This window comes from Sediminibacterium sp. FW305-C-269 (genome assembly GCF_058231045.1).
Genome location: NZ_JBIQXQ010000002.1, coordinates 18,790 through 32,795, shown reverse-complemented (window position 1 = coordinate 32,795; position 14,006 = coordinate 18,790). Strand labels below are relative to the sequence as shown.

Annotated in this window: 8 protein-coding genes; 1 reads left to right on the top strand and 7 read right to left on the bottom strand. The window is 48.1% G+C overall.

Translation table 11 applies throughout. From position 1 onward, the window contains the following. The first annotated feature begins 313 nt into the window (after positions 1-313). Positions 314-1,309 (top strand): LacI family DNA-binding transcriptional regulator, encoded by a 996-nt coding sequence (locus ACH3Y6_RS05585; RefSeq protein ID WP_490834606.1) that lies wholly within the window; start codon positions 314-316, stop codon positions 1,307-1,309. Positions 1,310-1,320: 11 nt separating this feature from the next. On the opposite strand, the gene ACH3Y6_RS05580 is transcribed toward ACH3Y6_RS05585, so the two are convergent. From ACH3Y6_RS05580 to ACH3Y6_RS05550, 7 genes are all read right to left on the bottom strand, one after another. Next, positions 1,321-2,184: a serine hydrolase gene (locus tag ACH3Y6_RS05580; protein WP_490834605.1), complete on the bottom strand. Its 864-nt coding sequence runs from the start codon at positions 2,182-2,184 to the stop codon at positions 1,321-1,323. A gap of 67 nt (positions 2,185-2,251) precedes the next feature. Continuing rightward, the gene (locus ACH3Y6_RS05575; RefSeq protein WP_490834604.1) at positions 2,252-3,769 is read right to left on the bottom strand and encodes an NAD(P)H-hydrate dehydratase; all 1,518 of its coding nucleotides are present in this window, start codon (positions 3,767-3,769) and stop codon (positions 2,252-2,254) included. Between the two features lie 63 nt (positions 3,770-3,832). Beyond that, on the bottom strand, positions 3,833-4,462 hold the full coding sequence (locus tag ACH3Y6_RS05570; RefSeq protein ID WP_490834603.1) for a PepSY-associated TM helix domain-containing protein: 630 nt from the start codon (positions 4,460-4,462) through the stop codon (positions 3,833-3,835). A gap of 7 nt (positions 4,463-4,469) precedes the next feature. Beyond that, positions 4,470-5,987, bottom strand: coding sequence for a DUF2271 domain-containing protein (locus ACH3Y6_RS05565; protein ID WP_490834602.1), 1,518 nt, complete (start codon positions 5,985-5,987; stop codon positions 4,470-4,472). 327 nt (positions 5,988-6,314) lie between these two features. Beyond that, positions 6,315-8,762, bottom strand: a complete 2,448-nt coding sequence (locus ACH3Y6_RS05560; RefSeq protein WP_490834601.1) for a bifunctional YncE family protein/alkaline phosphatase family protein — start codon at positions 8,760-8,762, stop codon at positions 6,315-6,317. A gap of 31 nt (positions 8,763-8,793) precedes the next feature. After that, a complete protein-coding gene (locus tag ACH3Y6_RS05555; protein ID WP_490834600.1) occupies positions 8,794-10,533 on the bottom strand; it encodes a RagB/SusD family nutrient uptake outer membrane protein in 1,740 nt (579 codons plus the stop codon). Positions 10,534-10,552: 19 nt separating this feature from the next. Continuing rightward, on the bottom strand, positions 10,553-13,834 hold the full coding sequence (locus ACH3Y6_RS05550; protein ID WP_490834599.1) for a SusC/RagA family TonB-linked outer membrane protein: 3,282 nt from the start codon (positions 13,832-13,834) through the stop codon (positions 10,553-10,555). Positions 13,835-14,006: the final 172 nt, after the last annotated feature.

Genomic DNA, 14,006 nt, shown 5'->3' with positions numbered 1-14,006 from the left:
ATTGGTTATTAAGCGTGTACAAAATACACATTTTTATTTCTAAAAAAATATTTTGTTAATTTTTTTTGAGATTTTTTACCGAACCTCCTATCTATGCTTGTAACCAGCAATCGGTTTACATAGACCCGGGCTTTCAGCAAAACGATGCATTTACTGCAAGATTATTTTTTGGGTGGAAAGCCTTATCTATCAGTTAAATGTAGCCGTATCGACGATTCTGCATAGTAGTACTTTTTTTTTCGGCAACTGCAAACGTTTGCGGTATCCTTTGCTGTGGAAAGTTTTTTACCTTGTTACTCTGATAATCAAGAACATGACCAGTCCTACCCTCAAAAAGATCGCACAAACATTGGGCATCAGTGTGTCTACCGCTTCCCGCGCCCTGAAACAACACCCCGATATTTCTGCAGCTACCCGCCAGAAAGTGCTCGACTTGGCCAAAACACTTGATTATGAGCCCAATGCCAACGCGGTACAACTGAGAACCCGCAACAGCAAATTGTTTGGCATACTGGTTCCCACTATTGCCAATCATTTTTACGACTCCTTTATCGCTTCGCTGGAAGAAATCTGCCGTAAAAACGGTTACTCTATTATTATACTGCAAAGTGCCAATGACCCTGATATAGAAGCAGAGAACCTGAAACTGTTCCGGCAGAACCGCATCAGCGGTCTGTTTGCCTGTATCACAGCAGGCACACATGAGCTTTCAGCTTATCAGAAGATGGATGAGGTAGATATTCCCGTAATCTTCTTCGACAAAGTACCACCCGATGAACACCTGCATACGGTTTGCCTGGCCGACAGCGCCGCCGGTGAAATGGCTGCCGATACCATCATCCGTAAAAAGAAACGGAAAGTGCTGGCCCTGTTCGGAGATCCGAAAATGTCGATCACCAAAAAAAGGCTGAACGCATTCACCGACCGTATAAAAGAAAAAGCACCCACTATCGAAGTGCAAACGATACATGCCATCAGTAGTGAGGAAGCCCGGATCAAAACAACAGCCGCGATACAAGATCCAGGAAACAGGCCCGACACCCTGTTCTGTATGAGCGATGAGATCCTGATCGGCGTGATGAAAGCACTGCAGATAAACGGTTTACGAACACCGGAAGACATAGCCCTGATCGCCATCAGCAACGGCTTCATACCCAAACTGTTTCATCCAGAGATCACGTATGTAGAGACCAGCGGACAAAAACTGGCCGAACAGGCTTTTGCCAACATGCAATTATACCTGGCAAATCAGCTGCCCGAAGGCCCCAGTATCGTATCATCTGTGCTGGTAGAAGGTGGCACCATCTGAGTTGCCCGGGGTCAATTTTTCTGTGCAACAGATCGCCAGATCATTTCAGACACACGTGCCATGGCTTCAGTGGCGGCGTCGCTGTCTTCCAGTTTCCGGGAAAGGATCACCAGTACATATTTTCTTCCATCGGGTAAATACACGATCCCTGAATCGTGGTGTACGCCGGTGATAGATCCTGTTTTGTGCGCCACTTTCACATCCTTCGGTAAATATGCGGGTATGATGGTGTTGTGCTGTTGGTCCAGCAGTATGCGGATCATCTGGTCGCAGGCTTCGCGGTTCACCAGCCTGCCTTCTGCCAATGCAGTATAGATCAGCATCAGGTCATAAGCTGTCACCACATTGTTCAGGCCTTTCGCAAAGGCTTTGCCATCTTCCACGCCCCGTAATACCTGTATATCGTTGCCGCCCAGTTCGCGCATGGTCTGCGTCACCTGTTTTCCATCCACCATCTCTATCACCATATTCGTGGCCAGGTTGCTGCTCTGGATGATCATCTGGTACACCAGCTCGGATAAGGTAACTTTTGTTCCTGTCTTTTTGTACAATTCCAGTTCGCTGTCATCCGCCGGATTCAACTGGTACGGACTGCCATCTACAATACTTTTGAAGGCATTCTTTACCGTAATGGAATCCTGCAGTGATAATTTTCCTGCAGCTGCCTGTTTGAACACTTCTATCATCACAGGGGTCTTCATGGTGCTGGCGGCATGGAATATCGTTTTCTCATTCCACAACAACTGTTCACCGGTCTGCAGGTCACGGAAAGCAACTGCGAACTCCCCTTTTTCGGAAGCCAGCCGGTCCTGTATCTTTTGCAGCAGTCCACCGGCCGCCTGATCTGTCTGCGCTTGCGCCATACTTATTGTCATACAAAAAAGGATTAAACAACCCAACCATACCCGGATACTGCTGTTGTTGGTATACATGAACTGTGTTTTATTGAAGGGATATAAAAGCTTCCGGCAAATAACGAACAATATCTCCAGCCAGCATAGCGGTTTCTCCCAATTGTCTGCAGGCCAGATCGCCGGCCAGCCCGTGAAGGTACACACCCTGCAAACAGGTCTCTTGGGGCGTATAGCCCTGCGCCAGCAAACTGGTCAGTACGCCCGTAAGCACATCCCCGCTACCGCCTTTTGCCATGCCGGGATTGCCGGTGGTATTAAAATAACTCTCACCCTGTGGTGTGGTGATGCAGGTAAACGCCCCTTTCAGCACCACATATACTTTGTATCTCTCTGAGAATCTTTTTTGTGTTTCGTAACGGGCAAAATCATGCTCCGTTTTACCGGCCAGCCGCTCAAATTCTTTGGGATGGGGTGTCAGTATACTGTTCTCCGGTATCAGCGAAGGCCCGTTCTCCAGTAAAGAGATCAGGTTCAACGCATCTGCATCCAGTACCAGCGGACCGGTGGTGTTCTGCAGCAACTGCAGCAAAGCCTGCTGGGTCACCGGATCGGTTCCGATACCTGGCCCAACGCCTGTTGCCGTAAAGCGCCCCGCTACCAGCATATTGGTGAGCAGGTGTTCACCCCGATCAACAGATACCATGGCTTCGGGATGTGTGCTCTGCAAGATCGGATAACCGGCGCCGGGCACATGCACCGTAAGCAAACCCACGCCCGAACGCAAACAGGCTTCTGTGGCCAGTAAGGCCGCTCCCATTTTTCCATAGGCCCCGGCGATCAACAATGCATGTCCGAAAGTTCCTTTGTGCGAGAACCTGGGTCTGCTTTTCCGCAAGCTTTTGATATATGATGCTGTAAGAAAATATTGGTGGGTAGGTTCCGCATCCATGAACTTCTTACTAAGACCAATATCCAGTACCTGCCAGTCGCCCAGATAGGCAGCGTTGGAAGGAAAAAAGAAAGCCAGTTTGGGAAATTGAAAACTCAGAGTAATGCTTGCCCTTACAATAGCCGATGCCGGGTCCGTATACCCATCGGTCAGCAAACCCGATGGCATATCAATGGAGAGCACTGTGAGCCCTGCAGCATTGATGTCACGGATACATTCCGCGATCGCTCCCGTAATGGGCCTCGAAAGACCCGTTCCGAAAATGGCATCTATGATCACGGTTCCTGCAGTAAAAGAAGGTGATTGATTTTTGTCGGCCTGGCAATGATACGCCGCCGGCGCTATCGCCAGCCAGCGTTCCAGATTCACCCGAAAATCGTCTGTGTTCTGTGAGGTGCCGGTAAGGTCATATACGGTAACGGAATAATTCCGTGCATGCAGTAAACGCGCAATCGCCAGTCCATCGCCCCCGTTGTTACCCGGTCCGCAGAAGATCGCAAAAGAAGTATCCGTAGTATACCGTTGTACGATCCAGTTCACACAGGCACTGGCCGCACGTTCCATCAGGTCAATCGAAGCAATGGGTTCTGTTTTGATCGTGTCCTGGTCGGCCCTGCGGATCTGTTCGGCCGAAAATATTTTTGCGGGTGTTTGCATATGTTTGCCTCAATGCCATATTAAATTTACCGCATTTAGCGTAAACAGGGTAATGTTGGCAGGTCACTGTCCCCAGATCCGGTAAAACAGGCACACCAGCACCGTACCCACGGCCAGGATCAGCAGTCCGCTCAGCCTTTTCTTTTTGATGAACAGCAGCAGTATCAGTCCCGTCAGTGAGATCAGTGTCATCAGTATCGCCGATATATCAATGACCCATAACCAGGGTCTGCCGGTATCGCGCCCTTTGTGCAGATCGTTCAGGAAACCCACCCAGCCGGTTCGGGTCTGTGTAAGTTCGTATACGCCATTGGCACGGTCAATGAAAGCCACCGCTTCATAACCTGGCCCCTTATAGGCAATGCTGACCTGTGTTTCATCTATTCGCAGATCGGCCACCGCACCTTTTACCTGGTGCTGGTTGCGGAAATATTCGGCGATCTTCAATTTCTGTACCTGGTTGGTGTCAGCATGGTTCACCCAGGCTTCATCCAGCTTGCCTTTGATCTCAGTGGTCTCTGTTTTGCCCTGAAGTGCATCTGCATGGTTCAGCGTTAAACCCGTTACAGAAAAGAAAAGTACGATGGCAAAACTCACCATCGACAAATAGATATGCAACCATCGCGATACCTGCGCCAGTTTCCGTTTGGAATTACCGGCCCCGGGTTCTGTTCTTTTGATCTCCTGGTTCATTGTGTTCTCAGTTCACGGTTCTTTTCCTGTATTCCAGCGAGGCACCTGCCACTTCGGTATTACCCGGCAAGGATACCTGCTGCGGTTTTTTGGCACAGTTGATCTCTTCGCTCATCAACTGGTAACTGCCGTGTTCGCGCACCACTTCTATGTTCACGGTATATTTTCCGGGTTTCACATAATTGCCCTTATCATCTTTTCCATCCCATTTCAGCGAATATTTTCCGGCAGAACGTGTGGCGCTTGATATCGTGCGCATATCTCCCGCGTCTCCTGTATACGCATCGTGATTGGCGCTGTACCAGGCACGTAATTCATGCAGCCAGCGATCCTTATTGTACCATACGGCAATGGTGCGTACCGTTTTCTTATCCTTATCGGTGATCCAGATAGCGGCAAAGGGTCTGCGGGCAAAACCAGGCAGCTGAGCCAGTTCCAGGTTGATCAGCAGTTCAAAATTCTCATCCCACTGGTCTGCAGCAGGCCTTACCGCAATGGGTGCAGGTGCTTCAGGTATCGTTAATGCATCCCATCCGGCGCTTTTGATCTGCTTCCCCTCCTTTGTCACCAGCAGGTATTCTGTTCCAGGTATCCCTGCCGCCAGTACGGCACTTTCTTCGGGCTTCAATACATTCATGGCCGTAGCCAATGCGCCGGCATCCGTTGCCCGTGGCGATACCACGGTGGCACTGATCACTTCACCCACCGGCATCCCTGTACGCGGATCAACAATATGTGAGTACCAGCGGCCCTGGATGTTCTCACCTCTCCGGTAATTACCACTGGTGGCTACAGCCTTGTTATTGAGCAGCAGCTGGTTCAGCGGTGCATCGTTCTCGGCATCCGCTTTGGGGTCGCTTACACGGATGGTTTCAGTGTGACTACCACTGATAACAATATCACCGCCAATATTCACCAGTACTGCTTCCACGCCGTTCACCGACATGGCGGCATCTGATGCATGCTGAATGATATAACTCTTGGCAAAGGAATTCAATACCAGCGGCGTCTGGCTGGTATGTGTTGCGGTCTGCGCATGGGCATCCAGTTGCCAGTGTGTGGTGCGCACCTGTGCTACGGCCTGCACTATCGTTTCTTTAGAAGGAAGGTTTTGACTCACCGCCGCCTCTTTCCAGATCTTGCTGATCAGCTGCGCCGATGCATCCAATGCGCCGTTGCTTCTGGCACGCCATTGATCGAACAGATCCAGCACTTCAAACAATTCCCGCGATACAGACACCGGTTTGCCCGTTGTCTGCATCCAACGGCTGAATTCACTTGTTGCGTCATAACCACTGAGTATATGCGACAACCTCTCTATCTCATGCAAGGCCGCTGCTTCTGCTGCAGCTGCCTGTTTCTCTGAGCCCGTTTTCACTTTGATCTGCAGTGATGTGCCCAGCACATGCTCGTAGTGCGACACATAGAGGCCCGTTCTTTTATCCAATAAAGGAGCTGCTTTCAGCGATACAGTAGCTAACCCAACAAAGAGGGCACAAAAAAGGAATCTTCTTGTCAACTTCATGTCTTCGGTTTTATGATACCTGCTTCAAAATAAGACGATCCACCATTCGATGGATACCGGCCATCAATTTCTTATTCTTTCGGGTTTTGTGCAGAGATAATAGGTGATGGAGGGGTTTTTGCCGGTCACCCGAGATTAATGAGTGAATGAGTGGATGAGAGGATGAGTGAATGGCAATGGAGGGGGGATCATGTATTGGAGCTGCCCGTGAGCGAATTGCCCACCAAACAGATCTGCGCATAACAAGCCAGACAATTGGCAGGACCCTTTCAAAAAAATACGCCTCATGGGTTAGATGAGGCGCATTGTGCAGGCTGTAAATAAGTATTATTTCTCTTTGGATTCTTTCTTATCCGTATTCAAAAAAGCAGCACGGACCGGTGATGGTGCAGGTTTACCTTTGATACCCTGCCAGAGGATCTCATTGAATACAAGGTCAGGTACGGCATCTTCCTTGCTCCAGTTGTATTTGGCCGATACATTCGCCATTTTGGTGTTGGATGGGTTCCTATCTTTCAGGTTAACATTCGACGGTAAATGGGTAAATGTGCTGTAATCCGGCTTACTGGTAAAGGAGCGCCACATAGGTGTGGCAGCCGCATCATATTGTGTCATGGGTGGCAGACCAAGGATCAGCTCCATGGTACGTAACATCCCGGATGTGGTGTACATGGTATGGTCCACATAGTTCCTTTTTACATAAGGTCCGATCACATAGGCCGGGCTCCTGTGTGCATCCACATGGTCCGGGCCATTTTGCGCATCATCTTCCAATATGAAGACCACACTTTCTTTCCATACAGGGCTTTTGCTCAGATGATCGATCAGCATACCCACGGCCAGGTCATTGTCTGCCACATGTGCAAATGGAGTAGGCCTTCCCGCCTGCATACCTTCCGTATGATCGTTGCCCAGGCGGATGGTAGAGAAACTGGGCAGCACATTCAACGCTACCAATGAATCAAAATCCCTCTTCCATTGAAAAAAACGGGTGGTATCCGGTATGGTCAGGGTATACGGTGCATATACGGCTGAATGGTCTTTCAACACATCTATCCTGGGTTTTTTACCCTGGTAATCCGCTACAAATTCTCCATAGGTTCGGTAGCTGACATTGTAACGTGCACACTGGTCCCAGATAAACCCATCGCGGTTATTACCGATCTTCAGCGTTCCGGATGTGCCATGGGTACCGCCTCTTCCGCCATAACTCGACTGCCAGTTCTTTTCTACATAATCCGTAGCATAGGCGCCCATGCTCCAGTTGTGGCCGTCGGCGCTTACTTCCGCATCTACATAAAAATTATCGAGCAGAACATAATCCCTCGCCAGTTTATGCTGGTTGGGAGTGATCTTCTCCCCGAACAGCAACAGGCTGGTATCTCCGTTACCTCCCTTCACATCACTCAACACCTGGTCAAAGGTTCTGTTTTCCTTGATGATATAGAACACATATTTGATCGGTGACTTTTCTCCCACTTTACGGGGAATGGGGTTACCCTCCTCTCCTTCTGCCACCAATTCCTTCGCCTTATTGTAGGGTGTATTCTTATAAACAGCTTTGGTATACACAGCCAGTTGTTCAGCAGAAGGTGTTTTGATGATGCTTAAGGTACCCAGGAACAGACCACCGATGTACTGTACATTGGCTGGTTTGGTACTATCGCCCTGGTGACTGATCACCACCTGCTTCTTGCTGACAGGGTTAGGGCCATGTGGGTTGGCATACGAGGTTAGGCCTTTGCCATTGGTCACGTATATATTGGCACCCACCACTTTCACATTCGTAGGGAACCAACCAACCGGAATAAATCCTTTCGACCTGCTTTTTGACACCACCGATACATCAAATACCGCGAGGCAATTATTATCGGCATTAGCGATATACAGTGTTTTCTCATCCTCGCTCAACGCCACCCCATTGCTGGTAGAACCGCTGGGCGCATTGGGATACAATGCAGCATTCAATGTCTCTACCACAGAAAGACTCCTGGTATCTATCACAGAGACCGAGTTATCGTTGGCATTGGCCACATACAGGTAGTTGCCATTTTTGGTAAGGCAAAGTTCATTGGGATGATCACCAACAGCAACCTCTCCGATGATCTTGACTTCGCGGATCCCATATACCAATACCTTCTTATCGCCCCAGAGGCTGATGTACAGTTTTTTCCGGTCGGGAGAAACTTTACAGGTATAGGCTTCCGAACCGAGGTTTACTTTTTTCAGCAGCGCTTTTGTTGACAGGTCGAATACGTACAGGCTTTTATCTTCTTTGGTGACCACGAACAGTTGGTTATGCTCCGTGTCTTCCACGTCCAAACCTGCGGTACCAATGGCATTGGGCCATGATTTACCCAGCACAAAGGAATCTACCAACTGCAGTTTATGCTCATTGATCGCATAACGGATCACACGATTATCATGTCCGCCCGAAGCGTACAGGAACTGGTCATTCTTTCCGAATGCCAGTCCATACCAGGATTTTGCGATCTCGATACTGTCCAGCTTAGTGCCTTTCTGTACATCGAACAATTCGATCGATTGTGTACTTTGCCCGTTGTTGGTAACGGCCATGTATTTCCGGGTATTACTTACCACCAGGTTCAGTGGCAGGTCGCCCAGGGGCAGTTGTTTACCAACCGGAGTCAGGTACCATCCGTTAGGCAGCAGCACCCGTTTCTTGTCGAGTTCAGACAATGTTTGGGAGAACGCTACCGCTGCAAAGCACAAGGGCAGCAGCATCAAGCCAAAGGAAATCAGTCTTTTTTTCATTTTGCCATATTTATTGTGTATGCCACAGCGGTTATTGCCAGCCGGCATTCTGTATCAGTTTGGGATTCAGCAACAATTCTGTTGCCGGAATAGGATACAGGTATTTTTTATCATCAAAGTTCTTGGATGTATTGTTCAACCAGAGCAGGTTACCTTTACTTCCCTGGGATAATTTCGAAGTAACATTATCCAGCAGGAAATAGGTGACACCGGGTACCCGCGTAGCAGGCACTTTATCTACAAACGCCACATCAAATTTACTGTCTTCGTTAAGATCGAGTAATTTATCTTTTGCCGGAACATAAATGCCATCATATCCTTTCTCAAGCAGTTTGCCTGCTTTCCAGCGCCTGAGGTCATCAAAGCGGTTACCTTCAACGGCCAGTTCCACAGCCCGCTCGCGCCTGATCTCCAGCAGTACCGCACTGGTAAGATCCGGGTACAGTTGTTTCATGTATGGATCCGAAGTAATGGGCATGGCAGTATTGGTGATACCTGCCCTGCTGCGCAATGCACCGATGGTCTGGTTCCAGTCCGCTGCGGTAAGTGCACCCATCTCTTCTTTTGCTTCGGCATAGTTCAAGAGCACTTCTGCATAACGCATGATCGGAATAGAGTTATAACTCTCTGTACGGGTATCGTAATATTTATCATCCAGTGAAAATTTCTGGATCTGGTATCCTGAGTAGGTCACGGTGAAATCCGGAGGCGCCGGTGTTCCGTCGGTACGTTTGTAATTACCGGCACGGATGGTACCCTTCAATCTTGCATCACGGTTCTTTACCTCATCCTGGAACTGCAGGGTATCATAACCCGCCTTATCGGTGAACCTGGTCCCATCAATGTTCAGGTAGGTATTCACGAATGTTTTGGACAGGCCCAGTCTGGCTCCCAGTGTGGCGCTGTTGAACCACCAGGCCGCATCGTGCCATTTTTTCAGCGAATTGTTATAGACAGATGCCAGTAACACTTCGTTGGAAACAGGGTTCTCGCTGATGAAAAGTGACCGGTAATCTTTATCAGGCGCACCGGTATTCTGCAGTTTATACTGACCACTGGCCATTACCTTGGATGCCGCATCGGCCGCCTGCTGAAACCACTGTGTGGCAGTGGGCTGAAAGCTGATCTCTGTATGATACTTACGGAAAGTTCCTTCAAACAGACAGATCCTTGACTTATAGGCCAATGCTACCCATTTGGTGATCTGTGTGGCAGAATTGTCTTTGGTTTCGTAGATATTGTTACAGGCAAAATCCAGATCGGCCAGTACAGAATCCATGACCAGTGTTCTGGAATCCTGTGTTTTGTACAGGGCCGAATCTTCCACACCCAGTGTTTTACTGTACCAGGGCACATTACCAAATCGCTTCACCATATCAAAGTAAAAAGTGGCACGGAAAAAACGGGCGATACCGGCATAATGATTCCTGGCCTTTACAGGGATGGCCGGGTTATTGTAACGCTCCAGGAAATAATTGATGTTCCTGAGATCCGTCCAGGTCCAGCCGGATGACTGCTGGCTTCCGAATACCCCGCCAACATACTGCGGAACGGCATTGGGTACGGTGATGTCAGACATCACATCTCCTTTGTATATGTCCGGACCGGTAGGCAGTCCCCTTACATAAAACGAATTGGCATACAGCTGAAGTGTATTCTCACTTCCGAATGCCTGGTCGGGCGTTAATTTATCCAACGGGGATTTATCAAGAAACTTGGTACAGGAGGCCAATGCCATCACAGCCACCAGGTATATAACTGTCTTCTTCATATAATTTCGTTTGTGTTCTTTAGAAAGTAATGTTGAAACCGAATGTGTAACTCTTCTGCATAGGATAAGAGAAGCCATCGCCACCACCTGCATTGATCTCCAGGTCCGATGCTTCGATCACTTCAGGATCAAAGTTTTTCGTCACCTTATACATGGGAGAGAATGTGAGCAGGTTCTGACCGGTAAAATAGAAACGGATACTGTTCACTTTTAAACGGCCGATCACACTCTTGGGCAATGAGTAACCGATGGTCAGGTTTTTCAGACGCAGGTAACTGGCATTTTGCAGATAACGGGTTTGCTGTACCGCCAATTCACGTGTACCGGATAAGGCCGTATAACCGCGATACCTGGGGAAATACGCATCCTGGCTTGGATTCTCCTCCGTCCACCTGTTCAGGTTAAATGCCGGCAGGAAACTGTAGGGTCGATTACTCTGTCCCCAGAAGTACGCTGCTTCCGTAGAAGGATACCAATCTCTTTTACCCACACCCTGGAAGAATACAGACAGGCTGATATTGTTCCACTCAACATTACCGGTAATTCCATAAGGCAAACGGATAGACGTGTTACCAATCACTTTCTGGTCACCCGGATCAGCAAGGGTATTTTTACCCCTGTTTACCACACCGTCTCCATTGAGGTCTCTGAACTTGAGGTCACCAGGCAACAGTTTGTTGGCATTGGATACCACGAAATAACTCTGGTTGGCATGTTTGGCAATATCATCCTGTGATGTAAAGAACCCCATGGTTTCAAAACCCCAGATATCACCCAGGCGCTGACCTTCGTAGTAGCTGGACAACAGCTGTGTTGGATTATAGAACTTGGTGATGCGTGCAATATTATCTGCCAATGTAAAACGAACGCTATAGGTTAAGGGTTTACCGGCCAGTTTGGTCTGGTCGTTCCAGGTAAGTGAAAGTTCCCACCCTTTGGTTACCAGGTCGGCATAGTTACCTCTGGGTACGGTTGCTCCGAACACAGAAGGCAGTGGCTGACCGGTGGTGATCATACCAGTAGTATTACGCTGGTACCAGTCACCGCTGAACACTAATCGCCTGTTCAATACTTCTACATCAAGACCCATATCGAAAGTGGTTGATTTTTCCCAGGTAAGTCCATTCGGTATCACACCCGGCATTTGTATATAGTTTGGGAACACACCATTCAGGATGGTAGATGCCGTAGCGGAAGAGATTGTTTCGGCAAATGTGTACGGTGCAATATTACCGTTACCCAATGAACCGTAAGAAGCACGGAGTTTCAGGTTATCCAGCCAGCCACTTGTTTTTTCCATGAACTTCTCTTCAGAGATCTTCCAGCCAGCTGAGGCAGAAGGGAAGAAACCAAAACGCTGGTTGGTGGGAAACTTAGACGATCCGTCATAACGACCGTTCAATTCAAACAGGTAACGATTATTGAAGGAATAATTCAATCGGTAAAAAGCACCTACGGTTGACCATTGTGAGCCACCACCCGTTACACGATAGTTCAACCCGGTAGCCAGGTTAAAATCAGGCAGATTGTCTATCAGCAAACCATCCCGCTGTACAAACTGGTTTTTGATCTGGTCATACTCTATGTTCACACCACCCAGGAGCTTGAACGCATGTTTGCCAAAATTCTGTGTATAATCTGCATAGATATTACCCACATAATATTGCTCCTTCACATCGCTATTGGAAAGATAATTCAGTCCGGATGTGATCAATTCGCCGGGTTTGATACTGTATGGTGTAGTGAAGAACTTACGTGTTTCTCCGGTAGTCGTATACAGGTAGGAAAAATCGCCTTTCAGGTTCAACTTGTTTTTGATGATAGACGCATTAAATCCAAGCGTATTACGCAGGAAATTCTGCGAAGCCACCGACTTACTTTTTCCATAATAAAAATCACCTACAGAATAGGCGCCCACAATGGTCATGGTTCCATCCGGGTTCAGCATGGGCGATACAGGAAATGCAGTTACCGCCATCAAACGCCAGATCGCATTTACACCACCCACCGAAGTAAGCGGGTAGGAATAACTATAGGTAGAATAATCCGTATTGGTATTTACGGTAAGCCAGTCAGTCACTTTGATGCTTCCTTTGAACCTGAGATTGTAGCGGTTGAACTTATCGGTATTGTAACGGAAGATCCCATCCTGGAAATAATATCTTCCGGAAAGTGAGAAGTTCACTTTTTCACTTCCTCCGGATATACTGAGTGAATGTTCTGTGGTACCGTTATTGTCTTTGTAGAGTTCTTTGAACCAATCCGTATTGGCAAAATATTGGTACTTGCCCGTCAGCGGATCGATAGTTGTCTGCGGCAGACTGGGGTTTTCGGCATGTGCTTTTAAAGAATCCAGGTATGCCAAAGAAAACCCAAGTTGCGAGTTGATGGTTTGTGGATGCGAAAGATAATCGTTCCATGAGTAGAACGACTCATCAAAGTTCTTGGCCCATGTATAAGAATCGGATACCAGGTCGGGGGTAGTGGTACGCTGGTTGATGGCGTAATTGGCACTGTAACTCACCTGTATCTTATCACGCTTCGGAGATTTGGTAGTGATCAGGATAACGCCGAATGCACCCCTGGCACCATAAATAGCGGCAGAAGAAGCATCTTTCAGTACGGATACACTTTCTATATCGTTCGGATTCAGTGTAGCCGGGTCACCCGGCACTCCATCAATCAGCACCAGTGCACTTCCGCCGGAGCCGATAGAAGTGGTACCACGTACATTGTAGGTTGCCGTACGGGTAGGTTTACCGTCAACGATTTTAATATTCAGGTTAGGGATAGCGCCCTGTAAACTACGGGTGATATTGGCATTGGGCCTGTCTTCAAAATATTCATTTCCCACCTGGTCAACCGCACCGGTCAGGTTCACTTTCTTCTGTGTGCCATACCCCACCACCACTACCTCGTTGAGGTCGTTCTGTGAGGCAGTGAGCACAACCGACAATTGTGCGGTCTCTCCCGACCGTACCTGCACGGTCTGCTTAACTGTTTTGTAATTGATATAACTGATGCTAATGGAATAATTGCCAGGAGCAAGAGATACCGTGAATTTTCCATCATTACCGGTCACGATTACTTTACCCGATTTTTCAATGACCAGATTGGCACCTGCCAGTGGCATTCCGCTCTGGTCCTTTACTACTCCGGTAATCTTTCCGTCGGAAAAAGGTGTAATAATTTTTCCACGATTACCTGCAAAAAGTTGTGTAACCGGAATCATACTGCACATTGCAGCAATGGCAATACAAATGAGTCTGAATGACCCATTCAGGGATAGAGGTTTCTTCATAATGCTAATTAGTTTCTTACATGAGGGGTTGTGAATACTCGTTCACATTTCTTGTGCAAGGTAGTCGGCCAAAACACATTTCATACGTTGACAAAAAGAAGAAATTGTTAAGTTAGTATTAACACATTTCTGCAAGAAATGATTAATAAAATCTGACTGATCAAAACGCGAT

Excerpts from the sequence above, each read along its gene's own strand:
- ACH3Y6_RS05585 (WP_490834606.1), top strand. The coding sequence starts at position 314 with ATGACCAGTCCTACCCTCAAAAAGATCGCACAAACATTGGGCATCAGT.
- ACH3Y6_RS05580 (WP_490834605.1), bottom strand. The coding sequence starts at position 2,184 with ATGACAATAAGTATGGCGCAAGCGCAGACAGATCAGGCGGCCGGTGGA.
- ACH3Y6_RS05575 (WP_490834604.1), bottom strand. The coding sequence starts at position 3,769 with ATGCAAACACCCGCAAAAATATTTTCGGCCGAACAGATCCGCAGGGCC.
- ACH3Y6_RS05570 (WP_490834603.1), bottom strand. The coding sequence starts at position 4,462 with ATGAACCAGGAGATCAAAAGAACAGAACCCGGGGCCGGTAATTCCAAA.
- ACH3Y6_RS05565 (WP_490834602.1), bottom strand. The coding sequence starts at position 5,987 with ATGAAGTTGACAAGAAGATTCCTTTTTTGTGCCCTCTTTGTTGGGTTA.
- ACH3Y6_RS05560 (WP_490834601.1), bottom strand. The coding sequence starts at position 8,762 with ATGAAAAAAAGACTGATTTCCTTTGGCTTGATGCTGCTGCCCTTGTGC.
- ACH3Y6_RS05555 (WP_490834600.1), bottom strand. The coding sequence starts at position 10,533 with ATGAAGAAGACAGTTATATACCTGGTGGCTGTGATGGCATTGGCCTCC.
- ACH3Y6_RS05550 (WP_490834599.1), bottom strand. The coding sequence starts at position 13,834 with ATGAAGAAACCTCTATCCCTGAATGGGTCATTCAGACTCATTTGTATT.